Raw genomic sequence first — 24,233 nt, forward strand, 5'->3', positions numbered from 1 at the left:
CTCTGCTTCTGTTATAAGAAGCCTATCTGCAAGTGCAAGAAGCGGTATTCAAGCCATGATTCCCTAGTCCGCGACTTGACGCTCCATCTGCATTTGTCGATACCGTTTGCAAACAAAGTGTGAATGGACCGATGAGTGAACAACTGCTGACCGTTGCTGAAAGCTTGAAAGACAGAGCTCGCGCCGCGCTCGGTTCACGCAATCTCATCCTTGTCGGCCTGATGGGCGCCGGCAAATCCTCTGTCGGGCGCATCGTCGCCAGCCAGCTCGCCATTCCCTTCATCGACAGCGATCTCGAGATCGAGCGGGTGTCGCGCATGACGATCGCCGAGCTTTTCGCCGCCTATGGCGAGCAGGAGTTCCGGGCGTTGGAAGCGCGGGTGATCAAGCGGCTGCTGAAGAGCGGGCCGCGTGTCGTCTCCACCGGAGGCGGCGCCTTCATCAACGACCGGACGCGCAAGCATATCAAGAAGGGCGGTCTTTCCGTCTGGCTGAAGGCCGATCTCGACGTGCTCTGGGACCGGGTCGCCAAGCGCGACACACGGCCGCTGCTCAAGACCGAAAATCCGAAGCAGACGCTCGAGGGCCTGATGAATGCGCGTTATCCGATCTATGCGCAGGCCGATCTGACCGTGCTTTCGCGCGACGTCCGCAAGGAAATCATGGCCGACGAAGTCTTAAAGGCCTTGATCGAAGCTCAGAAGGAAAGTGCAGCGTCATGAATGCGATAACCTCCGCCTCCGCCATCCGAACGGTGCATGTGCCGCTCGGCGAGCGCGCCTACGACATCCTGATCGGGCCGGGGCTGATTACGCGGGCCGGTGCCGAGATCGCCTCTCGCCTCAAGGGCCGCAAGGCGGCTGTTGTCACCGATGAAAATGTCGCGCCGCTCTATCTCAAAGCCCTGGTCGCAAGTCTGGATGAAGCAGGTATCGCCTCGGCTGAGGTCGTCCTGCCGGCCGGCGAGAAGACCAAGAGCTTCGAACATCTGATGACGGCCTGCGACAAGGTGCTGGAGGCGCGCGTCGAGCGCAATGATTACGTCATCGCGCTCGGTGGCGGGGTCATCGGCGATCTTTCGGGATTTGCGGCCGGCATCGTCCGTCGCGGCGTGCGCTTGGTGCAGGTACCGACCTCGCTGCTGTCTCAGGTCGATTCCTCCGTCGGCGGCAAGACCGGGATCAATTCCCGCCACGGCAAGAATCTGATCGGCGTCTTCCATCAGCCGGACCTGGTTCTGGCCGATACGGATGTGCTGAATTCGCTGAGCGAGCGCGAATTCCGCGCAGGTTACGCCGAGGTCGCTAAATACGGGTTGATCGACAAGCCGGATTTCTTTGCCTGGCTGGAAGCGAATTGGAAAGCGGTTTTTACCGGCGGCTCCGCCCGCATCGAGGCGATTGCCGCAAGCTGCCAGGCAAAGGCCGATGTCGTCGTTGCCGACGAGCGTGAGAATGGTCAGCGAGCGCTGCTCAATCTCGGCCATACCTTCGGCCACGCGCTGGAAGCGGCGACCGCCTATGACAGTTCTCGCCTCGTGCATGGCGAGGGCGTTTCGATCGGCATGGTGCTGGCGCACGAATTCTCCGCACGGATGAACCTTGCAAGCCCGGACGATGCGCGGCGCGTCGAGCGGCATCTGAAGGAGGTCGGCCTGCCGACCCGCATGTCCGACATTCCAGGCGACCTGCCGCCGGCCGAAACGCTGATGGACGCGATCGCCCAGGACAAGAAGGTCAAGAGCGGCAAGCTCACCTTCATCCTGACACGCGGCATCGGCCAGTCCTTCGTCGCCGACGATGTTCCGGCGTCCGAAGTGATCAGCTTTCTCCGGGAAAAACACGCCTGATGTCGGTCGAAGGCGCTCTGGCATTTCTTTCGACATATTGGCCGGAGATCCTTTCGATCACGGCGCTCGTGCTCATGTCCGCCTTCTTTTCCGGCTCCGAGACCGCGTTGACCGCCGTTTCGCGCAGCCGTATCCATACGCTCGAGGTCAACGGCGACGAACGCGCCAGCGTCGTCCGGCAGTTGATCGAGCGGCGCGACCGGCTGATCGGCGCGCTGCTCATCGGCAACAATCTCGCCAATATCCTGTCCTCCTCGATCGCCACCAGCCTCTTCCTCGGGCTGTTCGGCAGTTCCGGCGTGGCGCTGGCGACGCTTGCGATGACCGTCATTCTGGTGATCTTCGCGGAAGTGCTGCCGAAGAGCTGGGCGATTTCGGCGCCTGAGCGCTTCGCACTCGCCATCGCGCTGCCGGCCAAGCTTTTCGTCGCCGTCGTCGGCCCGGTTTCCTCCTTCGTCAATGCGATCGTCCGGCAGATTCTTTCGCTGTTCGGCATCAATCTCTCACGCGAGACATCGATGCTGACGGCGCATGAGGAGCTGCGCGGCGCCGTCGATCTGCTGCACCGCGAGGGATCGGTGGTGAAGGCCGACCGTGACCGCCTCGGCGGCATACTCGATCTTAGCGAGCTCGAACTCTCCGACATCATGGTCCACCGCACCGCGATGCGGGCGATCAACGCCGACGATGCGCCGGAAGCGGTGGTGCGCGTCATCCTCGAAAGCCCCTATACGCGTATGCCGTTGTGGCGCGGCACGATCGACAACATCATCGGCGTCGTCCACGCCAAGGATCTGCTGCGGGCGCTCGCCGAGCCGAACATGGAGCCGCAGAACCTCGATATCGTGAAGATCGCGCAGAAGCCGTGGTTCGTGCCCGACAGCACCAACCTCGAGGACCAGCTCAACGCTTTCCTGCGCCGCAAGCAGCATTTCGCCGTCGTCGTCGATGAATATGGCGAGGTGCAGGGCATCGTCACGCTGGAGGATATTCTCGAGGAAATCGTCGGCGACATCTCCGACGAGCACGATATCGAAATACAGGGTGTGCGCCAGGAGGCCGACGGTTCCGTCGTCGTTGATGGCGGCGTGCCGATCCGCGACCTGAACCGCGCGCTCGACTGGAACCTGCCGGACGAGGAGGCGACGACGATCGCCGGACTCGTCATCCACGAATCGATGACCATCCCGGAAGAGCGCCAGGCCTTCACCTTCTACGGCAAGCGTTTCGTCGTCATGAAGCGGGAGAAGAACCGCATCACCAAGCTGCGCATCCGCCCGGCCGGGGAAGACGGCGCAAAGCCAGGCTGATTATGCTTGGATCTTAGACGGCGAATGCCCATATGGGTTGCGTGCCGCTACCAGCGGGTCGGTTCATCAGGTGCAGCCGGTTCGACGGCCAGCGCATGCAGGCCGGCATCGAGCTCCGGTTTCAACAGGTCGGTGATGGCCCGGTGGCGCGCCAGCCGCGACATGCCGGCGAATTTTCCGGAAACGATCCTCACCCGCATATGGGTTTCGCCGGTGCCCGTGATATCGGGCTGGTGGCCGGCATGCAGATGGCTTTCGTCGATGACGCTCAGGCGGTCGGGCGCGAAGGCTTCGACAAGTTTTTCTTCGATGCGGGTTCGCAGGGTCATCATCCGGTCTTGCTGTTCGCGAAAAGGGTTCCTACCAAGCCAGCAACATTCCCGTTTGTCAATTCTTGTTGTCGCTTCGCGACAGCCCCATAATTAGCGCCGTCATGAGACTTGATTCCAAATATTTCGATCGCATCCGAACACGCCGCAAACGCGAGCCAGAGACAGAGCAGGCGCCGCCTACCTGTCAGTGGGACGGCTGCGACAAAAAGGGGGCGCATCGCGCTCCCGTCGGCCGCAATGCGGAAGGCCAGTTCTTTTTGTTCTGTTTCGAGCACGTCAAGGAATACAACAAGGGCTACAATTATTTCTCCGGTCTTTCGGACGGCGAGATCGCGCGTTACCAGAAAGAGGCGATCACCGGTCACCGGCCGACATGGACGGTCGGCGTCAACAAGGCGGCGAAGGACAGTCCGCTGCATTCGGAGATCCGCTCCGGCGCCTATACCCGCGTTCGCGATCCCTTCGGCTTCGTCAAGGAAGGCGGCAAGGGCAGCGGGCCGCGTTTTCCGCAGGCACGCAAGCTGAAATCGCTCGAAACCAAGGCCTTCGAAACGATGGGCCTCGACGCCAATGCGACATCGGCGGAGATCAAGAGCCGCTACAAGGAACTGGTGAAGAAACACCATCCGGATGCCAATGGCGGCGACCGCGGCTCGGAGGAGCGTTTCCGCGCCGTCATCCAGGCCTATCAATTGTTGAAGCAGAACGGTTTTTGTTAATTCCCGTCCTTGCTCTTGGGCTTCAATCGGGTATGGTCCAAATCGGCTGAGGCCGCAGGCAAACGCGGCTCATATTTGTGCGTTTTCCCGACATCGCCTCCGCCGACCTTCCGGACGCGGCGTTTCTTGTCCGGGACTCTTTCAAGAATGCTCGCACGCGGTCATTATCCCGCCGAGGTTTCGTTTCAGTCCCGGAGAAGCATCGCCGACGTTCCGACCTGGACGGGCGCGGAATAAAAAAACGCGGCGTCACGGTTGCGACATGGCCTGAGACAGTATGGCCGGGTGGCATCACCCGCCTTGGAGACATGATGAGCAAGATCGACCTTGATATTTCCGAACTGCCCGATACCACCGTTTCGGTTCGCGAGGCCTTCGGCATCGATTCCGACATCCGCGTTCCCGCCTACAGCAAGGGCGACGCCTATGTGCCGGACCTCGATACCGACTACCTGTTCGACCGCGACACGACGCTCGCCATTCTCGCAGGCTTCGCCCATAACCGCCGCGTGATGATCTCCGGCTACCACGGCACGGGCAAGTCCTCGCATATCGAGCAGGTGGCGGCGCGGCTCAACTGGCCCTGCGTGCGCATCAACCTCGACAGCCATGTCAGCCGTATCGATCTCGTCGGCAAGGATGCGATCGTCGTCAAGGACGGGCTGCAGGTCACCGAATTCAAGGACGGCATCCTGCCCTGGGCCTATCAGCACAATGTTGCGCTCGTCTTCGACGAATATGATGCCGGCCGTCCCGATGTGATGTTCGTAATCCAGCGCGTGCTCGAATCCTCCGGTCGCCTGACGCTGCTCGACCAGAGCCGCGTCATTCGGCCGCACCCGGCATTCCGTCTGTTTGCGACCGCAAATACGATCGGCCTCGGCGACACGACCGGCCTCTATCATGGTACGCAGCAGATCAACCAGGCGCAGATGGACCGCTGGTCGATCGTCACCACGCTGAACTATCTGCCGCATGATCATGAAGTGAATATCGTCGCCGCCAAGGTGAAGAGCTTCGGCAAGGACAAGGGCGGCCGCGAGACCGTGTCGAAGATGGTGCGCGTCGCCGACCTGACGCGCGCTGCCTTCATGAACGGTGATCTCTCGACCGTCATGAGCCCGCGCACCGTCATCACCTGGGCCGAAAACGCTGAGATCTTCGGCGATCTCGCCTTCGCCTTCCGCGTCACATTCCTCAACAAGTGCGATGAGCTGGAGCGTCCGCTGGTCGCCGAGCACTATCAGCGGGCCTTCGGCGTCGAGCTGAAGGAAAGTGCCGCCAATATCGTTCTCGGAGCTTGAGACCGACCGATCATGGCAGCTCGCGGTGACAATTCGAAAGCAAAGCCCGGCGCGCCTGTCGACGTCGAGCCATTGCGCCGGGCGATAACCGGCTGCGTGCGCTCGATCGCCGGCGACGGCGACGTTGAGGTGACCTTCGCCAATGAACGGCCGGGGATGACCGGCGAGCGCATTCGGCTGCCGGAACTTTCCAAGCGGCCGACGGCGCATGAGCTGGCGGTCACCCGCGGTCTCGGCGATTCGATGGCGCTGCGGCTCGCCTGCCATGACGAGAAGGTGCATGCGACGATGGCGCCGCAGGGCTCGGATGCCCGGGCGATCTTCGATGTGGTCGAGCAGGCGCGTGTGGAATCGATCGGCGCGCTGCGCATGGAGGGCATGGCGTCGAACCTGCGCTCCATGACGGATGAGAAATATTCCAAGGCGAATTTTACCGGCATCGAGCGCCAGGAAGACGCACCGGTCGGCGAAGCCGTTGCGATGATGGTGCGCGAGAAGCTGACCGGCCAGCGCCCGCCGGCCTCTGCCGGCAAGGTGCTCGACCTTTGGCGCGACTTTATCGAGGACAAGGCAGGGTCCGAACTCGACAATCTGTCGAGCGCGATCAATGACCAGCAAGCCTTCGCCAAGGTCATCCGCAACATGCTGTCGGCCATGGAAATGGCCGAGGAGTACGGCGACGACGACAGCGACGCCGACAATGATGACCAGTCGGAGCAGGAAGACCAGCCGAGCGGCGATGAGCAGGACCAGGACGAGGTCGACGAGGATGCCGGCACCGATGCCGCCCCCGTCGAGGACAGTGAAGTCGCCGACGAGCAGATGGAGGACGGCGAGACCGAAGGCGCCGAAATCTCCGACGACGATATGATGGAAGAGGGTGAGGACGATTCGGAAACGCCGGGCGAGACCCGCCGGCCGAATACGCCTTTTGCCGATTTCAACGAGAAGGTCGATTATCACGTCTTTACCGAAGAGTTTGACGAGATCATCACCGCCGAGGAACTTTGCGACGCCGCCGAGCTGGAGCGCCTGCGCGCCTTCCTCGACAAGCAGTTGGCGCATCTCCAAGGCGCCGTCGGCCGTCTCGCCAACCGGCTGCAGCGCCGCCTGATGGCGCAGCAGAACCGCTCCTGGGATTTCGACCTGGAAGAGGGTTATCTCGATCCGGCCCGGCTGCAGCGCATCATCATCGATCCGATGCAGGCGCTCTCCTTCAAGATGGAGCGCGACACCCAGTTCCGCGATACCGTCGTTACCCTGCTCATCGACAATTCCGGCTCGATGCGCGGCCGGCCGATCACGGTTGCCGCCACCTGCGCCGACATTCTCGCCCGCACGCTGGAGCGCTGCGGCGTCAAGGTCGAGATCCTGGGCTTTACGACCAAGGCCTGGAAGGGCGGGCAGGCGCGTGAAAACTGGCTTGCCGGCGGCAAGCCGCAGACGCCAGGCCGTCTCAACGACCTGCGTCATATCATCTACAAATCGGCCGACGCGCCGTGGCGGCGCGCGCGCGCCAATCTTGGGCTGATGATGCGCGAGGGCCTGCTCAAGGAAAATATCGACGGCGAGGCGCTGATCTGGGCGCATAATCGCCTGCTCGCGCGCCGTGAGCAGCGCCGTATCCTGATGATGATCTCGGACGGCGCGCCGGTGGACGATTCGACGCTGTCGGTCAATCCGGGCAATTATCTGGAGCGGCACCTGCGCGCCGTCATCGAACAGATCGAGACGCGCTCGCCTGTCGAACTGCTGGCGATCGGCATCGGCCACGACGTGACGCGCTACTATCGCCGCGCCGTGACGATCGTCGATGCGGACGAGCTTGCCGGTGCGATGACCGAGCAGCTTGCCTCACTGTTCGAGGACCAATCCGTCCAGCCGCGCGGCGGCCGGATTCGCCGTGCCGGCTGACGTCGCTGGAAGAATGACAGTCAAGCGCCTCTGCCGTGCGGCGTCGATCGCTCTCTGCATCGCGGCCGGCGCTTCCTCGTCATGGGCCGGCGACGACGTGCCGGTCATTAGCCGGCAAATCTCCGATTTCAGGATCGGCTCTTCGGAGACGCAATTCGGTTCGCTGGAATTTCTCGGCGGGCTGGAAATGGTCTCCAGCCGAGCGCTATTCGGCTCGCTCTCCTCCATCCGTTTCCGGCCGGACCAAAAACATTTCGTCGTCGTGCTCGACACCGGCCAGTGGCTGACCGGCAGCATCGAGCGCGACGTCAAGGGCAGGCTTTCCGGCCTTTCGGATGTCGAGATCACGCCGATGAAGAACAGCGCCGGGCGCAGCTTCGAGGGCAAGGGACATATGGATGCCGAAGGCCTGGCGCTCGACGGCGACCGGATCCTGGTCTCCTTCGAGCAGGCTCATCGCGTCGATGTCTATCCCGATCCCGGCTTTGCCGGCTCGGGAGTGATCGCCACCCTGCCGATCCTCATCCCGCGAAAGATGCTGGACGACAACCGCGGCATCGAAACCATCGCCGTGGCGCCGGCATCCAGCCCACTCAAGGGCGGCGTGGTCATCGTCTCCGAACGCGGTCTCGACAGTGACGGCAATCGGCTGGCGGCCATTCTCAGCGGGCCGCTGAAAGGCCGTTTCTCGGTTAAGCGAGACGGCAGCTTCGACATCACCGACGGTGCCTTCCTGCCGAACGGCGACCTGCTGCTGCTGGAGCGCCGCTTCAACATGGCCGAAGGCATCGGCATGCGTCTTCGGCGCATCAAGGGCGCCGACATCAGCCCCGGCGCCGTCGTCGACGGCGACTTGCTGCTGGAAGGCAATTTCAACTCGCAGATCGACAATATGGAAGGGCTCGATGCTTTCCAGGCCGCCGACGGCACGACCCATATCATTCTAGTGTCGGACGACAATCATTCGATCCTGCAGCGCAATCTGATGCTGGAATTTCGGCTTTCGGAAGAGGCCGCGTGGTCAGCGCCGAGTTCCCGGAAGCGGAATTGATCCTAGCCATCGGCCCGAAAATCGGAATCGATTTTCGGAAAGCACGATGCGTAGATTCAAAATGTTAGAGCGTCCTTTGTGCGTCCGAAAGGACGTAGACGTCAGACTGATGTCATATGCCTCGGCTATCCCGCCGCAATCGGTCGGCTTGCGACATCGGGAAAGCAGCCTCGGAGGGAAGTTCGTGGTGCATATTCATGTCATGGGCGCGTCCGGTTCAGGCACGACATCACTCGGCCGTGCGCTTGCCGAGAAGCTCGATATCGCCCATCTCGACACCGACGATTTCTTCTGGTTACCGACTGATCCGCCCTTCGCGACGCCGAGGGATGCCGACGAGCGCATCGGGCTGCTCCTCGATGAGGTGGCGCGGCATGACGGCTGGGTCCTCTCCGGATCGGCGCTGAAATGGGGAAGGCCGCTCGAGCCGCTTTACGATCTGATCGTGTCCCTCAGGATCGACTCGGAGCTTAGAATGGCGCGCATCCTTGCGCGGGAGATTGCCCGATACGGCAATAGAATCAGGCCGGGCGGCGACATGGCCGTAAAAAGCGGGGAATTCCTGGAATGGGCGGCCAGCTACGATACGGCCGGCCCCGAACGCCGCAGCCTTGTGGCACATGAGCAATGGCTGGAAACACAGACAGCGCCGGTGCTGCGGCTCGATTCATCGCTAGGTATCGACGATCTGACGGCAGAGGTGCCGCTGCATCCGGCCCTCGCCGCCGGTGCGGTCCGGCGGCGTCCGTAACTTCAGCTAGCTGGCGCGAGCAGCCTGCATCGGCCGCAGCACATTCATCAGTGCGCCATAAGGCAGCAGCATGACGAGGCCGACGATCATCTTCACGGCGAAATCGCCGATCGCCCAGGAAATCCAGCGCGGAGCCTCCGCGGCGAAGACGCCGAGGATGGGGGCTGCTTCCAGCGCAAAGGGATCGTTCGGGCCGAGGAAGACGAAAAACGCCGCGAAGGACAACGAGAAGAACATCACCGTATCGAGCGCCGAGCCGATCAGCGAGCCAACCAGCGGCGCGCGCCACCAGGCCTGGCGGCGAAGGCGGTTGAAGACGGCGATATCGAGCAGCTGGCCGGCGAGATAGGCCGAGCCGGAGGCGATGGCGATACGCGGCACTGAGGTGAAGAAGGAGAGCGTCACGCCGACGACGAAGCCGGCAAACACGACCTTGCGGGCTGCCTGCGGGCCGAACTGACGATTGGTCAGATCGGTGATCAGGAAGGCGATCGGATAGGAGAAAGCGCCCCAGGTCAGGATGTCGGCAAGGTTGATGCCGGCGACTTCGGCGTTCAGCGGAAACTGGACGAGGAAGTTGGAGGCGACGACGACGAGCGTCATCAGCGCGACATAGGCGATGGTATAGCGGGTCTTCAGCATTTTTTTATCCTGGGTGATGCCACCAGTTGGAGGAGCAAACCGGCAAAGCAAAAGGCTTGTCCGGTATTATCCGTTCAAGCCTTTTGAAGCCGTATAAAAGAAGGGCAGAAGCTTACGCAGCAGCGGCTTCAGCAGTCTTCTTGGCGATCTGACGGCGCAGCAGGCGAGCGCGCATCGACAGTTCGTTTTCGCTGGCCTTCAGCAGGAAGGCATCGAGGCCGCCACGATGCTCGACGGTGCGAAGAGCGGCAGCCGAAACGCGAAGACGATAACGCTGGTTGAGAGCGTCGGAAATCAGCGTTACCTGGCACAGGTTCGGCAGGAACCGGCGCTTGGTCTTGTTGTTGGCATGGCTGACATTGTTACCAGTCAGGACGGCCTTGCCGGTCAATTCGCACACGCGGGACATGGAACACCTATTCTTGTTTTTCTCGGGCCATCGAATTGCCATTCCCGGCAAAGCCAGGCGCGCAATCCAACGGGCATGATTGGAAAGTTGCGGTTCTATAGTCAGACAGGCTGCTCGCGTCAAGCCAAACCTTGGCCTTTCCCGCAATTCTGTCAAAAAGCTGCTGTTTTCTTCCCTTCGCGGCAGGAGTATAGAGCGCTCAGCAAGGGCCTGCCAGCGCGCAGCAAGACAAGGCTTTTTTCCATGGCTCATTCGGGCAGACGGATTTTCATTTCGGCCATCGCCGCACTTCTTGCCATACCGGCATCGGCGGCCGAAATCCAGCATCGGACGGAATACCGGGTGGCGCTCGCCGGCCTGCCGATCGCGCGCGCCGCGTTCCTGACGCAGATCGAGGACGATCACAGCTACAAGATCGCCGGCGACATCAATTCTGCCGGTCTTGCCGATCTCGTCACGACGATTTCGGCCAAGACCAGCGTCACCGGCGTAGTTCGCAATGACAGATTGCAGGCGCAAAAATACTCTCTCTACTACAAGAGCGGCAAGCGGAAGGCCCGCTTCTACGAGGTCAGCTACCGCAACGGCAACATCATCTCGGCGACGACGACACCGATGCCGAAGCGTCCGAAGAACTGGATCGACGTCACGCCGCGCGACATGCGCTCGGTGCTCGACCCGATCTCCGGCCTGGTCTTCACCGGCGACACCAAGGTCTGCTCGCAGACGCTGCCGATCTTCGATGGCGAGACACGCATGGATCTGGTGCTGTCGCCGAAGGGCGACGAGGATTTTTCCACCAATGGCTTCAAGGGCAAGGCGACCGTCTGCAGCGTGCGCTTCGTACCGCGCTCGGGCTACAAGAAGGGCCGCAAGGACATCGACTATCTCAGCAAGAGTAACCGGATGGAAATCTGGTTTGCCAAGTCGGACGCGGCAAATGTATACGCTCCTGTCTATGTGCGCATTCCAACCGAATATGGAATGGTGACGATCACTGCCGTCAAATACGGCAGCAACAGCTGACGGGGCTTCTGCCTCCGTGAAGGGGGACAGGTGAAGCTTCGCGCGACGTTGATCGGTTTTACGGCCATTCTGATGTGGTCGTTCCTGGCGTTGTTCACGGCCGCCTCCGGCAAGATGCCGCCGTTCCAGCTTTCGGCCGTCTGCTTTGCGATCGGCAGCCTTCCCGGCCTTGTGGTGCTTATCCTCAATCCCGCGCGGCTGGCGCTGCTGAAGCAGCCGGCCAAGGTCTGGATAACAGGCATTGCGGGGCTGTTCGGTTATCATTTTCTCTATTTTACCGCGCTCCGGAACGCGCCGGCGGTGGAGGCGGGGCTGGTCGCCTATCTTTGGCCGCTGCTGATCGTCGTCGGTTCGGCGCTGCTGCCGGGCGAACGGCTGCGCTGGTATCATGTGGCGGGTGCGCTTGCCGGACTTTGCGGTACCTTCCTGATCGTTGGCCGCAACGGCGTCGATTTCGACGGCGCCTATGCCGTCGGTTACGGTGCCGCCTTTCTCTGCGCCTTCACATGGTCCGGTTATTCGCTGCTAACGCGGCGTTTCGACGCCGTCTCCACGGATGTCGTCACCGGCTTCTGCCTTGCGACCTCCATGCTGTCGCTCTTCTGCCATCTCGGCCTTGAGACGACCGTCTGGCCGGAAACGATTTTCGAATGGGTCGCCGTCGCCGGGCTCGGGCTCTTTCCGGTCGGTGCTGCCTTCTACGCGTGGGATTACGGCGTCAAGAACGGCGATATCCAGATTCTCGGCGCGGCAAGTTATGCAGCACCTCTGCTTTCGACGCTTATTCTGGTGCTGTTTGGATTTGCCGAGCCGAGCTGGCGCATTGCTCTCGCCTGCCTGCTCGTCACCGGCGGGGCGGTGCTCGCCGCTCAGGACATGTTTCGCCGCAAAGTTCCGGCGCAGCCTGCGGCTGCAGCATAGGCCTTAGAACAGGATGACTTTAGGCCCGGTCGGCCTAAAATCTGAATCCTGTTCTAAATTAGATAGTTGGAGCATGATGTCGCCCGAAAACCGCTCACACTTTTCGGCATCATGCTCTAGCCGCCTGGCTTCCAACCGGGTGGAGCCATCTCGAAGCTCGAGAATTCGAAGCCGGGTGAGACGGTGCAGCCGACCAGGGTGAAATCGCCGAGGGTTTCGGCCGATTGCCACCAATTGGCGGGAATGATTGCTTGCGGCCGCTCGCCGGCAGGAAGATTCGTTCCGAGCGTCAGGGTCTCGCTTGCCGTTCCGTCTTCCGACCGATGCAGCGAGAGCGGCGCGCCGGCGTAATAATGCCAGACCTCGGCCGCATCATGGACACGATGCCAGTGCGAACGTTGCCCCCTGGTCAGCAGATAATAGATCGCCGTCGAATGGCCGCGTTCTCCGCCCGCCGTATCGCGGAACGTCTGCACGTACCAGCCACCTTCGGGATGCGGCTGCATGCCGAGTTCGCTGATGATGTCCTCAGGCGACATCAGAAATGGTCCTTGCGCTTGCGGATCTCTGCAAAGACTTCCTCGTTGGTCTTACCTTCCATCAGCAGATTGCGGCGGATCGCCGGATCGGCGGCGCGCAGAAACGGGTTGGTTTCCTTTTCCAGCCCCAGCGTCGTCGGGATGGTGAATTTGCCGTCGGCGCGCAAGGCCTCGATCTCGGCGGCGCGGTTCTTCAGTCGCTCATTGTCGGGATCGACGGTCAGCGCGAAGCGGGCATTGGACAATGTGTATTCATGGCCGAAATAGATGGCGGTCTCATCGGGCAGCACGGCGAGTTTCTGCAGGGAATGCCACATATCGGCGGCCGGGCGTTCGAACAGCCGGCCGCAGCCGAGCGCAAACAGCGTGTCGGCGGCAAACAGCAGCTTGTCATCGGCAAAGTAATAGCAGATGTGGCCGGCGGTGTGGCCGGGCGTCTCGATGACGTTGACCGTGTGATCGCCGAAAAGGAAGCTGTCGCCATCGGCCATCGTCCGATCGAGGCCGGGAATGGCAATGGCCTCGTTGATCGGGCCGATGATCTCACAGCCGAACTGTTCCTTCAGTGCCAGGTTGGCAGTGACATGGTCGGTGTGATGATGCGTGGTGAAGATATGGGTGATTTTCCAGCCGCGACGTGTCGCCGCTTCCAGAATCGGCGCCTCCTCCGGCGCATCGATCGCCGCGGTAAAGCCTGTCTCCGGATCATGCACGAGAACGCCGAAATTGTCGGTGCGGCAGAGAAAAACGTCTAATTCCAAAGGTTTCATCGTTCAATAATCCCTTATCCCAGGAGTCTCGCGGAAATGTAGAGGTTCCGGCCTTGAAGTCCAACCGCCCGCTGATAACATTTGTCGCAATGCACGCCGATATCGTCGACTTACGCCAGTTCTATCATTCCGAGCTCGGACGTCTTGCCGAGCAGTCGATCGCCATGGCGCTGTCCTCGCTCTGGGTGCGGCTGCCGCAGGAGCGTCTGGTCGGTCTCGGTTATGCCGTGCCCTTCCTCGATCGCTTCCAGGCCGATACCGAACGCACCTTCGCCTTCATGCCGGCCGGGCAGGGCGCGGTGAACTGGCCGATGGGCTCGCTCTCGACGACGGCGCTGGTTTTCGACGAGGAATTGCCGCTGCCGGATTCCTCGATCGACCGGGTGCTGATGGTGCATTCGCTGGAATTTGCCGAAAGCCCGCGCGAGACGCTGAAGGAGCTCTGGCGGGTGCTGGCGCCGGGCGGACGGCTGGTCATCGTCGTGCCGAACCGGCGCGGCGTCTGGGCACGCATGGAGCATACGCCCTTCGGTTCGGGCCGGCCCTATTCCCGCGGTCAGCTGACAAATCTGCTGCGCGAGACGAATTTCACGCCGGGCGCGACGGCTGAAGCGCTGTTCTTCCCGCCTTCGAAGCTCAGAACCATCCTGCGCCTGCGGCGCGCCTTCGAGCGGATCGGCCGAACGCTTTGGCCGGCCTTCTCGGGCGTCATCATCGTCGAAGCGCAGAAGCGGCTCTATCAGGGGCTGCCGGTTGCTGCGCGGGCCTCCCGCCGCGTCTTCGTGCCGGTTCTCGCACCTCATGGCGTGCCGACCACACGCACGACAGCGCCGCGCGTCTTTTAAGACGCGCAAAGGACGCTGTAGCACTTTGAATGCTGCATAATTTTATCCTTAAATCGATTCCGATTTAAGGAATTATGCGGGAGCTGACGTCGCTCCCGGCGGTGTCCAACTGCTTGTGTCACGCCCATAGCTCTCGACAACAATCGCATTCCGCTTTAATGCCACTTGGTGTTTTTCAGCCCGGATTTACCGGCAATTCCAAGGTCGAACCCATGAGCGTTGAGATGAGCAAGCCCGTTCCGCGTCCCGGTATTCTCGATATCGCAGCCTATGTGCCGGGCAAGGAACATGCGCCGGGTGTTGCCCGTGTCTACAAGCTCTCGTCCAACGAAACGCCGCTCGGCGCCAGCCCGAAGGCAATTGAGGCCTTCAAGACGGTTGCCGACAATCTGGGGCGTTATCCCGACGGGCAGGCGATCGAACTGCGCGAGGCGATCGCCGCCGTGCACGGTCTCAATCCGGCAAACATCCTCTGCGGCAACGGTTCGGACGAGCTGCTCGGCCTGCTCTGCCATGTCTATCTCGGCGCCGGCGATGAGGGCATCATCACCGAGCACGGCTTCCTCGTCTACAAGATCCAGATCCTGGGCGCAGGCGCCACGCCTGTCGTCGTCAAGGAGAAGGACTATACCGTCGATGTCGATGCGATCCTTGCCGCGGTGACGGAGAAGACGAAGATCGTCTTCATCGCCAATCCCGGCAATCCGACCGGCACCTATGTTTCCGTCAGCGAGATCCGCCGCCTGCAGGCCGGACTGCCGAAACATGTCGTCCTGGTGCTCGATGCGGCTTACGCCGAATATGTGCGCCGCAACGATTATGAAGCCGGCATCGAGGTCGTATCCTCCAATGCCAACGTGGTGATGACCCGCACCTTCTCGAAGGCCTATGGTCTTGCGGCGCTGCGCGTCGGCTGGATGTATGCGCCCGCCGAGATCGTCGACGCGCTGAACCGCGTGCGCGCGCCGTTCAACTTGAACGCACCGGCAATCGCCGCCGCAGCCGCTGCCATCCGCGATCAGGCCTTCATCCAGCAGGCCGTCTCCTTCAACCAGATGTGGGTGGAGACGCTGACCCAGGCGCTCGAAGCGATCGGGCTGAAGGTGACGCCGTCCGTCGCCAATTTCGTCCTCATCCATTTCCCCGAGATCGACGGTAAGCGCGCCGCGGATGCCGACGATTTGCTGACGAGCCGCGGTTACATCCTGCGCGCCGTGCGCGGTTATGGCTTCGCCAATGCGCTGCGCATGAGCATTGGCCCCGAGGAGGCCAATCGCGGCGTGATTGCCGCGCTCACCGAATTCATGGGTCATCAGCCATGAGCGTGCAGTTCGATCGTATCGCGCTGATCGGCATCGGCCTGATCGGATCGTCGCTCGCCTATGACATCAGGCGGCTTGGTCTTGCGAGGGAGATCGTCGTCGCCACACGCAGCCCCGATACGCTGAAGCGCGCGGAAGAGCTTGGCCTCGGCGATCACTATACGGCGTCGTCGCAGGATGCCGTCACGGATGCCGATCTGGTGATCGTCTCGGTGCCGGTCGGCGCTTCGGAAAGTGTGGCGAAGGAGATCTCGGGAAACCTGAAGCCCGGGGCCATCGTCACCGATGTCGGTTCGACAAAGGCTTCTGTCATTGCGCAGATGCTGCCGCATATGCCTGATAATGTGCATTTTATCCCCGGCCATCCGCTGGCCGGCACCGAGAAATCCGGCCCGGATGCCGGCTTTCCCGGCCTCTTCGAAGGTCGCTGGTGCATTTTCACGCCGGTCGCCGGCACCGATGAGACGGCGCTGAAGCGGCTTCGCAGCTTCTGGGAAGCGCTGGGCTCGAAAGTCGACGAGATGGATGCCGAGCATCACGACAAGGTGCTCGCCATCGTCTCACACCTGCCGCATATCATCGCCTACAATATCGTCGGCACCGCCGACGATCTGGAGACGGTGACGGAATCGGAAGTCATCAAATATTCCGCCTCCGGCTTTCGCGATTTCACCCGCCTTGCTGCCTCCGACCCGACGATGTGGCGCGACGTCTGCCTGCATAACCGCGATGCGATCCTCGAAATGCTGGCACGGTTCTCGGAGGATCTCGCCTATCTGCAGCGCGCCATCCGCTGGGGCGAGGGCGACAAGATATTCGAACTCTTCACCCGCACGCGCGCCATCCGCCGTTCGATCGTCCAGGCTGGCCAGGATGTCGACGCGCCGGATTTCGGCCGCCATGCGCTGGACAAGAAGTAGCCGCGGCGATGGTGGAGGTGGCACGTGCCGGCCGGGCGGATATCGACTGGCTGGCGCGCGAGGATGCTAGCGCCGGTGCGGCATGGGTATCGCGCTGCGTCGCGCTCGGCGAATATCTGGTTGCCAGGGAGGCCGATGAGATTGTCGGTTTCCTGCGCTTTTCCCGCTTCTGGGGCAGGGTTCCCTATATGGAAATGATCCGCGTCCTGCCCGGTCACCGCCGGTCGGGCGTCGGCACGGCGCTGTTTCTCGCCTGGGAAGACGCTATGCGCGGCGACGGCGCCCGCCTGCTGATGACGTCGAGCGAATGCGACGAAAGCCGGCCTCAGGACTGGCATCGCCGCAACGGATTTTCCGAAACCGGTGCGATCGAGCTGCCCGACCTGCAATCGGTGCCGGAAGTCTTCTTCATCAAGCGAATCGCCTGAAGCGCCTCGCGTCGAGCCGGAATCATGCGACGCGCTTCAGGCCTTTCCTATGCATCCCGTTATCCCAGAAACCTCTGGACACTTTTGGGGGGATGCATCAGATCGGCGGAATCCGGCCGAGCGGGATGAAACCGCTGACGGTGGCATTGCCGCGATCGACGACGAGATCGACAGAGACTTTGTCGCCGCCGCCGGCAAGCGCCTTCAAGAGCTTGGTCGCCGTATTGACGGTCGAGGCGATATCCGGAAAGGCCTGTTTCAGGCTGTCCCCCCAGGGGCCGAGCTGTTCGATCTCCAGCTTGAATTTTCCCGAGAGCAAGCCCTGCTCATCGAAGGAGAAGGGGCCGGTGAGCGTCATCACCTTGCCGTCGCCGATGTCGGCGACGATGCGGCGCAGGTCGCCGGTGGCACCATTGAGGCCGTTCCGGTCACTGCCGTCGATCAGGCCGGCCTTGCCGGCGACGGTCAGATCGATGCTGGCAGACAATTTCGGGAAGATCTGCGGCCAGTCCTTGATCGCCGCGTTGGCGTCCTGCACGGAAATCGCACCGTCGAGATCGGCACCATTCTGGCGCAGATGGATTTCGGTGCGAGCGGCATCGAAGCTCATGGTCTGGCCGGTGTAGGAGGAGACGGCCATCGCCTTCAGACCTTCGATGACGGTCGAGCTGCGGTCGACGCCCTGCAGCCTGGTTGCAAGACTTGCCTGCAGGTCCGTCCATTGGGCCGAGATCGAAAGGCCGTTGCTGGTGCGGATTTCGGCCGGCGAATCGAGTTCCCAGACGATATTGCCGGGCGCATAGACCTGGGCTGCCGAACGCAGTGCGCCGAAGGTGGCGGAGACGCCGTTGACATTGTCGTCGACGTCAATCTTCGAGCAGAACAGACCGATACGGAAGGGATAGCCGCGGAATTCGATATCGGAGCATTCGCCGCTGACGCCTGCCTGATCGCGCGGCGCGATCGCTTTCAGCACTGTGTTCTTCAGCGCCGAGGCCGCATAGAACCAGCCGCCGGTATAAAGCGCAATCACCAGGAGGACGCCTCCACCCAGCAACCAGAATTTCTTGCCGCTGCCGGATTGGCTGCTGCCGGATTGGCTTGACGCTGCCATGATGTTCTCCGATGGTGAATCGCAAATGTGAATCCCGGTCTGGCGTGCGATATGGACGAATTTTGGGTATTTGGCTACGGTTCGCTGATGTGGAATCCGGGCTTCGAGTTCATGGAGCGGGCAGAGGCCCTGGTCTACGGCTACAGGCGTTCGCTCTGCGTCCGCTCCTTTGTCCATCGTGGCTCCCGCGACAATCCGGGCCTGGTTCTCGGCCTCGACAGGGGTGGCGCCTGCCGCGGCATGGCTTTCCGCATTTCGCCGGAAAAATGGGATGAGGTGATCGATTATCTCCGCGCCCGCGAGCTGGTCACCAATGTCTACCTGGAGCGCCGGGTGCGGCTGCAGCTTGCCGGACGGCGCCGGGTGGAGGCGGTCGCCTACATCATCGACCGCGAGCATGAACAATATGCCGGCGCGCTCGATGCGCTGGCGGCGGCGCGCGTGGTGAACGAAGCAAAAGGCCAGTCTGGTCCGAATGACGCCTATGTCTTCAACACGCTGACGCATCTGAAGCAGATGGGCATTCGCGACCATTGGCTGGAGCAGGTCGTCAACGAAGTGGAGCGGCTACGCGCCGCCTGATCTCAGCCAGTTGCCGCGTTCAGCTTGCGCAACTCGACCAGCCTTTCGACCGCCGTCGGCGGGAGCGGCAGATGCGGATTTCGCTCGACGGTTTCGAGCAGAAGCTCGTCGCTTGCCCGCTCCGATACCTCGATCAGATGGGTAAAAAAGGCGTCCGGATCCATTCCCGGCATGATCGGCGGCAGGATCCTCACCTTGAAATGGCCGGGATAACGACGAATGCTCCGTCGCGGCCAGAAGAGGCCGGGATGCATGGCGACCGGCACGACGGGGAGGTTAAGATCGCGGTACATGCGGGCGATGCCGTATTTATAGAGCGGTTCTGCGCCCGGCGGGCGGCGGGTGCCCTCCGGATAGATGATGAGCTGGCGGCCGGTCGAAAGCTCTTCCTTCGTGCGTTTCAGCACTTCCACCATCACCTTGCCGCGGGCGCCGCGATCGACCGGGATCATGCGCTGTTTCTTCGCATACCAGCCGAAGAGCGGAATCCACATCAGTTCGCGCTTCAGGATATAAACCGGATCCTTCAGCCAGGGCAGCAGTGCGTAGGTATCCCAGAAGGACTGATGCTTCGGCGCCAGGATGTAACTGCCGTCAGGCAGGTTCTCCAGGCCCTCGATCTCGAAGGTGGTGCCGACGATCACCCGCATCAGCCAGTGGTTGGAGCGCGCCCAGTTCTTCGGGATCGCATAGGCGATCTTGCGCGGCACCACGAAATAGTAGGGCGAGAGCACAATCATCCGGATGATGAGGTTGGCGTAGAAGATCGTGTTGAAGAGAACGGAACGCAGGGCGATCATGAAACTTTCCCGAGGCATGCTCACGCGACCGGCCTACACGATATTGCCCGCCATAAAAAGCATTTGATGACGCCTTGAACTAAAAGCCTAGCGCATGACCCCGAAAGTCGGAATCGATTTTCGCAAGGGATTATGCGCGACTTTCAAAGGGATGGACCGTCCTTGCGCGTCCTATCGAAGCGCGGCGCTCTATTCTTGGCCGGACGCACTTGCCGAGCGCAAGCCAGTGTGGCGGCCGAAGCCGGTGATGTTGCGGGCGCCAGTCAGCAGCACTTTCACATATTCGGCCAGCATGACGCGCATCGCATTCGGGTCGGTGAACCAGTTGCGGCTCTTCAAATCCGAGTTGACCACGGGATAAGCGATGAACTCGATGTCGGGATCGACATAGGAGAGCTCGGCGAGGCTTCGCGGCATGTGGTAGTTGTTGGTGACGATCAGAACGCTGCGGTATCCCTTGGCGTGGATCCAGTTCGAAGCTTCCTCGGCATTGCCGATCGTGTCGATCGCATCGTAGCCGATATCGACACAGCAGGAGAAGAGATCGGCCGAACCCTGCGTCATCTTGCGGATCTGTGCCGGTGTCGTCGTCGGGTGGGCGCCGGAAATGAGCAGGCGCTTGCCGGCACCCTTCTGCAGCAGCTCCACGGCCTGGTCGATGCGCTGGTAACCACCCGTCAATACCACAATGGCATCCGCTTTAGGCTCGGCCGGCGGCCTGAGTGTCGTCACCGAATCGGCAAAACGCAGAAAGCCGCCGAACACCAGGGCGATTACCAGCAGGCAGCCAAAGCCGCCCCAGCGCAGCAGGCGGCGGATCGGCCCACGCCGCGGCGGCAGACCCGCCGGGCGATCAAGCTCCGGGTCCTGATGAATCGGGTTGGGTGTCGTGTGTCCCATCGTCATGAATCGTGATTATACGCTGATTGCGGCGCGGAACAGACGCTTTCATGGCAAAACGGCACGGTCACGATCAACTTCCGATGCCGTCCGTGCGTGTCGGGTCCGAGCGTAGCGTATCGATTTCGTAGATCGTCCGCATGACGGTGAGCCGGGCGGTGAAGGTGGTGAGCAGCGCGATGACGATCATCGTTGCGAAGATGCCGGCATAACCGAGCACGCCGACGGAGAAGGTGCCGAAGAGCGCGGTCGCCTGGTCCGTTTCGGGGGTGGCGAGGGTGCGGCTCTGCCAGAAACCGGCGGTGGCGAAGAAGAGAGCGGCAAGCGCGCTGCCGATCGCCGAGCCCTTGAGGCTGATCTTCAGGAAATGCTTTTGGAATTCGGTGGCGACGAAGGAGCTTTCGGCGCCGACGAAATGCAGCACTTCGACGACGTGACGGTTGCCCGACAGCGCGCCGCGCGTGGCGAAGACGACGGTCAGCACCATCGCCGTGAAAACCAGGAGCAGGATGCCGGTGCCGATCATGACAGTCGTGTGCGCCATGGATACCAGCCGGTCGACCCAGGTGCGGTGATCGTCGAGGGTGGCCTGCGGGATACTGTCCTTGAGCAGCGCCCGCATCGAATCGAAATCCGGCGGATTACTCTCGTCGATGGTGATGATGACGAGACGGGGAACGGGCAGATCCTTGAGATCGAGACCGGGGCCGAGCCAGGGTTCGAGCAGGCGAGCGGTCGCCGCCTCGTCGACGATCTGGCCGCTCTTGGTGCCGACGAAGGTCAGCGCCAGGTCGCGCGCCTGGGCCAGCGCCTTTTCCATGTCGAGATTGTCGTCCGGCTTGATCTGGATGGTGATCTCGCGCGAGATCTGGCTCTCCCAGCTGGCCGCCGTCGAGCGCACCATGCTGACGCCGCCGAGCGTCAGGCAGGCGAGAAAGGCCATGATTGATATCACCACCATCAAGGCGCTGCCCTGGATGTTGGAAGGCGGCAGGATAGGCGCGGTCGGACGCACGCGCAATTCCGGCCGCTTCTGCTGGGTCTTGGCAGACGCCTTCTCGGGGTTTCTGGACGGGGGCTCAGTCATAAATATCGAGATGCCCCTCTGAGAGGATCATGCGGCGGGCTTCCACCTGCTCCATCAGCGCCAGGTCATGCGTGGCGATCACGACTGCCGTGCCGAGGCGGTTCAGCTCGAGGAAAAGGTTGAGTAGGCGCTTTGCCATCGGCGGGTCGACATTGCCTGTGGGTTCGTCGGCCAGCAGCACTTCCGGCCGATCCATCAGCGCCCGGGCGATTGCGGCGCGCTGCTTCTCGCCGCCGGAGAGTACGGGCGGCAGCACGTTGATGCGTTCGCCGAGGCCGACCCATTTCAAAAGTTCCAGGACGTCGGTCTTGTAGGAGCTCTCATCCTTGCCGCGCACCCGTAAGGGCAAAGCGACATTCTCATAGGTGGTGAGGTGGTCGAGGAGGCGGAAATCCTGGAAGACGATGCCGACGCGGCGGCGCAGAAGCGGCAGTTCGGGGCGGGGGATTTCGGAAATGTCGCGCCCGAACATGCGGATCAAGCCGCGCGTCGGCTGCAGCGACATGAAAAGCATCCGCAGCAACGACGTCTTGCCGGCGCCCGATGGACCAGTCAGGAACTGAAAGGATTTCTTCGGAATGTCAAAGGTCAGGTCCCGGAGGATTTCCGGGCCCATGCCATAACGCAAACCGACATTCTCGAAGTGGATCAACGGGCAGCTCAGTCTGTTGTGGGTTTCACCGCACGACTTGTTAACCAACACCGTTAACAGCCGGTAAATTTTGCTGGAAAGACGCCCGTTTGATGGCGATCTTTGCGAAGCATTAACCATTAAAATTTACGACTGAGCAGGATTCGTTTCAATGCCAAGATTTCCCCTGGCAGCGAAACCATGTGGACATCTGCGAGGCAGCCACCATGGAAGCATCCTCCTTCAGTCGCCGGACGGGCCAGGCCTATGATTTCCTGCCGCCGGAACCCACCAACCGTCGGTACCGCTCGGCGCGTCCTGCCGATATCTCCGACGCCGAATTCGTCACCCTCGGCAAAGTTCGGCCCAGGGAATTCAATGCAAGGACCTATAACGACAACCGCAAACGTATGGCTGCCGCAAACGCCGCACCGCCGCCGTTCATGCCGGCAATGGCTGCTTCCGTTCTGCAGACCGTGGAATCCTGGCTGCAGCGCGCGTCGATGCGGAGCTTCGCAGCGCTGGTGCTGGCGCTCGTCGTGCTCGTCTTCGGGCTTGCGGGTGGTTTTTCCGGCCTTTCCGGCGAGCGAGCCACTTCCGGCGCATCGCTGCATTTCACCCATGTCACGGTGACGCCGCGTGATGCGAACGGCATGCGCGTGCTCGTCATCAACGGCATCATCGAAAACGAGAGCGGCACGACGCAGACGGTGCATCCGATCCGTGCCGATCTCGTGACCGACGAACGGTTGACCGCAAGCATCGTCATCAACCCGCCAGCCGATGTGATCTATGGCGGCCAGAGCCGGGGCTTCTCGGCGCGCGTCCAGCATGCCGGCGGAAAAATGCCGGAGGTCCGGCTTTCCTTCCTGCCGCAGACGTAACAGGACATGGATTGCCGATTTTCGCGTCGCAGGTCGCGCCAATCGCGTTAATTTCATAGCCGGCGAGGCTGTTTCAGGCTCGCATATGTGCTAACGGCTTACCCTTCTTTTCATGGAGCAAGCCCTTATGCCTGTCGTGCGCGGAAAAAACATCGAGCCGCTCTTCACCGCCGAGCAGATCGCCGAGCGCAATCATTCGATGGCGCGGGAGATCGCCAGCGGCCCGACCAAGGACCTGCTGGTCATCGCCGTGCTCAAGGGCTCCTTCATCTTCGCCGCCGACCTGATCCGTGCCCTGCATGATAGCGGGCTTGCCCCGGAGGTCGAGTTCATCACCCTGTCGAGTTACGGCATCGGCACGGTTTCTCAGGGCGTGCGCATCGTCAAGGATATCGACAGCGACGTGCATGGCCGCGACGTCCTGCTGATCGACGATATCCTCGAATCCGGCCGGACGCTGCTCTTTGCCAAGGAGCTGCTGTTCGAACGTGGCGCGCGCAACGTCACGATCGCCGTGCTGCTCGACAAGCGCGTCAAGCGCAAGGAAAAGCTGGAGGCCGACTATGTCGGCTTCGAATGCCCCGACTATTTTGTCGTCGGCTACGGCATGGATGTCGCCTATGCCTTTCGCGAACTGCCCTTCGTCGGCGTGGTTACCGGGGACGCCTGAGCTGTTGCCTTCAAGACGGGTTGTTAACCATCTCGTCCATCGCTTCACCATCTTTACCGATCGAAAAGGAAAGTCTGGTGATTTCCGTCGCGGGGCTGATACGGAGCGATGCACATATGGCAAGAATTCTGATTACGGAAGACGAGGACTCCCTGCGGTCCTTCGTGGCCCGGGCCCTGCGGCTTGATGGCCACGAGACCGATGAGGCGGCCGATGGGGCCGAGGGCTTGGAGAAGCTCAAGGACGGGGTCTACGATCTGCTGCTTTCAGATATTCGCATGCCCGTGATGGACGGCATTGAACTCGCCCATCAGGCAAAAGACGCTTTTCCCAGTTTGAAAATCCTGCTGATGACCGGTTATGCCGAACAGCGCGAACGAGCCGACGATCTTGCCGAAAAGATCATCGATGTCGTTGCCAAACCATTCGCGCTTCCCGATATCCGCAAGGCTGTTGCCCGGGCGCTCGTCGCCTAGGGCTTAATGCCGAAAGGTGTGAGCGGTCGTCGGACGA

General features: G+C 61.6%; 28 protein-coding genes. 18 read left to right on the plus strand and 10 right to left on the minus strand.

The genetic code is table 11. The annotated features are described in order from the left end of the window. Window positions 1-131: 131 nt before the first annotated feature. From HX899_RS15505 to HX899_RS15515, 3 genes are read left to right on the plus strand one after another with little or no spacing between them, the layout of a single operon-like run. Window positions 132-722 (plus strand): shikimate kinase, encoded by a 591-nt coding sequence (locus HX899_RS15505; protein WP_003543361.1) that lies wholly within the window; start codon window positions 132-134, stop codon window positions 720-722. Further along, window positions 719-1,849 carry a 3-dehydroquinate synthase gene (gene aroB / locus HX899_RS15510; RefSeq protein ID WP_171600149.1) on the plus strand — a complete coding sequence of 377 codons (1,131 nt, stop codon included), beginning with the start codon at window positions 719-721 and terminating at the stop codon, window positions 1,847-1,849. Before HX899_RS15505 ends, aroB begins: the two co-directional genes overlap by 4 nt. Next, complete coding sequence (locus tag HX899_RS15515; protein ID WP_181292780.1) at window positions 1,849-3,159, plus strand: HlyC/CorC family transporter; 1,311 nt, start codon at window positions 1,849-1,851, stop codon at window positions 3,157-3,159. Before aroB ends, HX899_RS15515 begins: the two co-directional genes overlap by 1 nt. A gap of 47 nt (window positions 3,160-3,206) precedes the next feature. Here HX899_RS15515 and HX899_RS15520 read toward each other — a convergent pair whose 3' ends face one another. After that, window positions 3,207-3,491, minus strand: coding sequence for a BolA family transcriptional regulator (locus HX899_RS15520; RefSeq protein WP_171600148.1), 285 nt, complete (start codon window positions 3,489-3,491; stop codon window positions 3,207-3,209). Between the two features lie 101 nt (window positions 3,492-3,592). Here HX899_RS15520 and HX899_RS15525 point away from each other — a divergent pair, with 101 nt between their 5' ends. The 5 genes from HX899_RS15525 (at window position 3,593) to HX899_RS15545 (ending at window position 9,230) form a co-directional block, all read left to right on the plus strand. Next, on the plus strand, window positions 3,593-4,210 hold the full coding sequence (locus tag HX899_RS15525) for a J domain-containing protein (RefSeq protein WP_011653732.1): 618 nt from the start codon (window positions 3,593-3,595) through the stop codon (window positions 4,208-4,210). 311 nt (window positions 4,211-4,521) lie between these two features. Next, the gene (gene cobS / locus HX899_RS15530) at window positions 4,522-5,514 is read left to right on the plus strand and encodes a cobaltochelatase subunit CobS (RefSeq protein ID WP_011653731.1); all 993 of its coding nucleotides are present in this window, start codon (window positions 4,522-4,524) and stop codon (window positions 5,512-5,514) included. Window positions 5,515-5,526: 12 nt separating this feature from the next. Then, on the plus strand, window positions 5,527-7,428 hold the full coding sequence (gene cobT, locus HX899_RS15535; protein WP_020051849.1) for a cobaltochelatase subunit CobT: 1,902 nt from the start codon (window positions 5,527-5,529) through the stop codon (window positions 7,426-7,428). A 13-nt stretch (window positions 7,429-7,441) separates the two neighbouring features. Beyond that, window positions 7,442-8,479 carry an esterase-like activity of phytase family protein gene (locus HX899_RS15540; RefSeq protein WP_181292781.1) on the plus strand — a complete coding sequence of 346 codons (1,038 nt, stop codon included), beginning with the start codon at window positions 7,442-7,444 and terminating at the stop codon, window positions 8,477-8,479. Window positions 8,480-8,663: 184 nt separating this feature from the next. Continuing rightward, entirely contained in the window at window positions 8,664-9,230 is a 567-nt protein-coding gene (locus HX899_RS15545) for an AAA family ATPase (RefSeq protein ID WP_181292782.1), read from the plus strand. Window positions 9,231-9,236: 6 nt separating this feature from the next. On the opposite strand, the gene HX899_RS15550 is transcribed toward HX899_RS15545, so the two are convergent. Both HX899_RS15550 and rpmB read right to left on the minus strand, forming a co-directional pair. After that, complete coding sequence (locus HX899_RS15550) at window positions 9,237-9,872, minus strand: VUT family protein (RefSeq protein WP_180194789.1); 636 nt, start codon at window positions 9,870-9,872, stop codon at window positions 9,237-9,239. A 112-nt stretch (window positions 9,873-9,984) separates the two neighbouring features. After that, window positions 9,985-10,281, minus strand: coding sequence for a 50S ribosomal protein L28 (rpmB, locus tag HX899_RS15555; RefSeq protein WP_003543341.1), 297 nt, complete (start codon window positions 10,279-10,281; stop codon window positions 9,985-9,987). A gap of 243 nt (window positions 10,282-10,524) precedes the next feature. Between rpmB and HX899_RS15560 the strand changes: the two genes are divergently transcribed. Then, window positions 10,525-11,307 (plus strand): DUF3108 domain-containing protein, encoded by a 783-nt coding sequence (locus HX899_RS15560; RefSeq protein ID WP_029871080.1) that lies wholly within the window; start codon window positions 10,525-10,527, stop codon window positions 11,305-11,307. 30 nt (window positions 11,308-11,337) lie between these two features. Next, window positions 11,338-12,228: a DMT family transporter gene (locus HX899_RS15565; RefSeq protein ID WP_138331705.1), complete on the plus strand. Its 891-nt coding sequence runs from the start codon at window positions 11,338-11,340 to the stop codon at window positions 12,226-12,228. A 116-nt stretch (window positions 12,229-12,344) separates the two neighbouring features. Here HX899_RS15565 and HX899_RS15570 read toward each other — a convergent pair whose 3' ends face one another. Next, window positions 12,345-12,767, minus strand: a complete 423-nt coding sequence (locus HX899_RS15570) for a cupin domain-containing protein (RefSeq protein ID WP_138331704.1) — start codon at window positions 12,765-12,767, stop codon at window positions 12,345-12,347. Further along, window positions 12,767-13,537, minus strand: coding sequence for a hydroxyacylglutathione hydrolase (gene gloB / locus HX899_RS15575; RefSeq protein ID WP_138331703.1), 771 nt, complete (start codon window positions 13,535-13,537; stop codon window positions 12,767-12,769). The genes HX899_RS15570 and gloB overlap by 1 nt, the downstream gene beginning before the upstream one ends. Window positions 13,538-13,590: 53 nt before the next feature. Here gloB and HX899_RS15580 point away from each other — a divergent pair, with 53 nt between their 5' ends. From HX899_RS15580 to HX899_RS15595, 4 genes are all read left to right on the plus strand, one after another. Then, the gene (locus HX899_RS15580; protein ID WP_130727549.1) at window positions 13,591-14,382 is read left to right on the plus strand and encodes a class I SAM-dependent methyltransferase; all 792 of its coding nucleotides are present in this window, start codon (window positions 13,591-13,593) and stop codon (window positions 14,380-14,382) included. Window positions 14,383-14,606: 224 nt separating this feature from the next. Continuing rightward, on the plus strand, window positions 14,607-15,704 hold the full coding sequence (hisC, locus tag HX899_RS15585) for a histidinol-phosphate transaminase (protein ID WP_171600146.1): 1,098 nt from the start codon (window positions 14,607-14,609) through the stop codon (window positions 15,702-15,704). After that, entirely contained in the window at window positions 15,701-16,624 is a 924-nt protein-coding gene (locus HX899_RS15590; protein ID WP_138389554.1) for a prephenate/arogenate dehydrogenase family protein, read from the plus strand. Before hisC ends, HX899_RS15590 begins: the two co-directional genes overlap by 4 nt. 8 nt (window positions 16,625-16,632) lie before the next feature. Beyond that, complete coding sequence (locus HX899_RS15595; RefSeq protein ID WP_138389555.1) at window positions 16,633-17,052, plus strand: GNAT family N-acetyltransferase; 420 nt, start codon at window positions 16,633-16,635, stop codon at window positions 17,050-17,052. Between the two features lie 97 nt (window positions 17,053-17,149). Here HX899_RS15595 and HX899_RS15600 read toward each other — a convergent pair whose 3' ends face one another. Further along, entirely contained in the window at window positions 17,150-18,166 is a 1,017-nt protein-coding gene (locus HX899_RS15600) for a DUF2125 domain-containing protein (RefSeq protein WP_181292783.1), read from the minus strand. A gap of 51 nt (window positions 18,167-18,217) precedes the next feature. On the opposite strand from HX899_RS15600, the gene HX899_RS15605 reads away from it, so the two are divergent. After that, window positions 18,218-18,748, plus strand: a complete 531-nt coding sequence (locus HX899_RS15605; RefSeq protein ID WP_138331699.1) for a gamma-glutamylcyclotransferase — start codon at window positions 18,218-18,220, stop codon at window positions 18,746-18,748. Window positions 18,749-18,750: 2 nt separating this feature from the next. Here HX899_RS15605 and HX899_RS15610 read toward each other — a convergent pair whose 3' ends face one another. From HX899_RS15610 to ftsE, 4 genes are all read right to left on the minus strand, one after another. Beyond that, window positions 18,751-19,548, minus strand: a complete 798-nt coding sequence (locus tag HX899_RS15610) for a 1-acyl-sn-glycerol-3-phosphate acyltransferase (RefSeq protein WP_138331698.1) — start codon at window positions 19,546-19,548, stop codon at window positions 18,751-18,753. Window positions 19,549-19,737: 189 nt separating this feature from the next. After that, window positions 19,738-20,448: a YdcF family protein gene (locus HX899_RS15615; protein WP_138331697.1), complete on the minus strand. Its 711-nt coding sequence runs from the start codon at window positions 20,446-20,448 to the stop codon at window positions 19,738-19,740. A gap of 73 nt (window positions 20,449-20,521) precedes the next feature. Beyond that, on the minus strand, window positions 20,522-21,535 hold the full coding sequence (locus HX899_RS15620) for an ABC transporter permease (RefSeq protein ID WP_181292784.1): 1,014 nt from the start codon (window positions 21,533-21,535) through the stop codon (window positions 20,522-20,524). Then, a complete protein-coding gene (gene ftsE / locus HX899_RS15625) occupies window positions 21,528-22,187 on the minus strand; it encodes a cell division ATP-binding protein FtsE (protein WP_003543317.1) in 660 nt (219 codons plus the stop codon). Before ftsE ends, HX899_RS15620 begins: the two co-directional genes overlap by 8 nt. Before the next feature lie 206 nt (window positions 22,188-22,393). Here ftsE and HX899_RS15630 point away from each other — a divergent pair, with 206 nt between their 5' ends. From HX899_RS15630 to HX899_RS15640, 3 genes are all read left to right on the plus strand, one after another. Further along, a complete protein-coding gene (locus HX899_RS15630) occupies window positions 22,394-23,050 on the plus strand; it encodes a hypothetical protein (RefSeq protein WP_138389556.1) in 657 nt (218 codons plus the stop codon). Window positions 23,051-23,177: 127 nt separating this feature from the next. Next, entirely contained in the window at window positions 23,178-23,720 is a 543-nt protein-coding gene (gene hpt, locus HX899_RS15635) for a hypoxanthine phosphoribosyltransferase (protein ID WP_003543314.1), read from the plus strand. Window positions 23,721-23,836: 116 nt separating this feature from the next. Continuing rightward, window positions 23,837-24,196, plus strand: coding sequence for a response regulator (locus HX899_RS15640; RefSeq protein WP_018495840.1), 360 nt, complete (start codon window positions 23,837-23,839; stop codon window positions 24,194-24,196). Window positions 24,197-24,233 lie beyond the last annotated feature (37 nt).

Origin of the sequence: Rhizobium sp. WYCCWR 11146 (assembly GCF_013591995.1) — a bacterium.
Taxonomy (GTDB): domain Bacteria; phylum Pseudomonadota; class Alphaproteobacteria; order Rhizobiales; family Rhizobiaceae; genus Rhizobium; species Rhizobium indicum.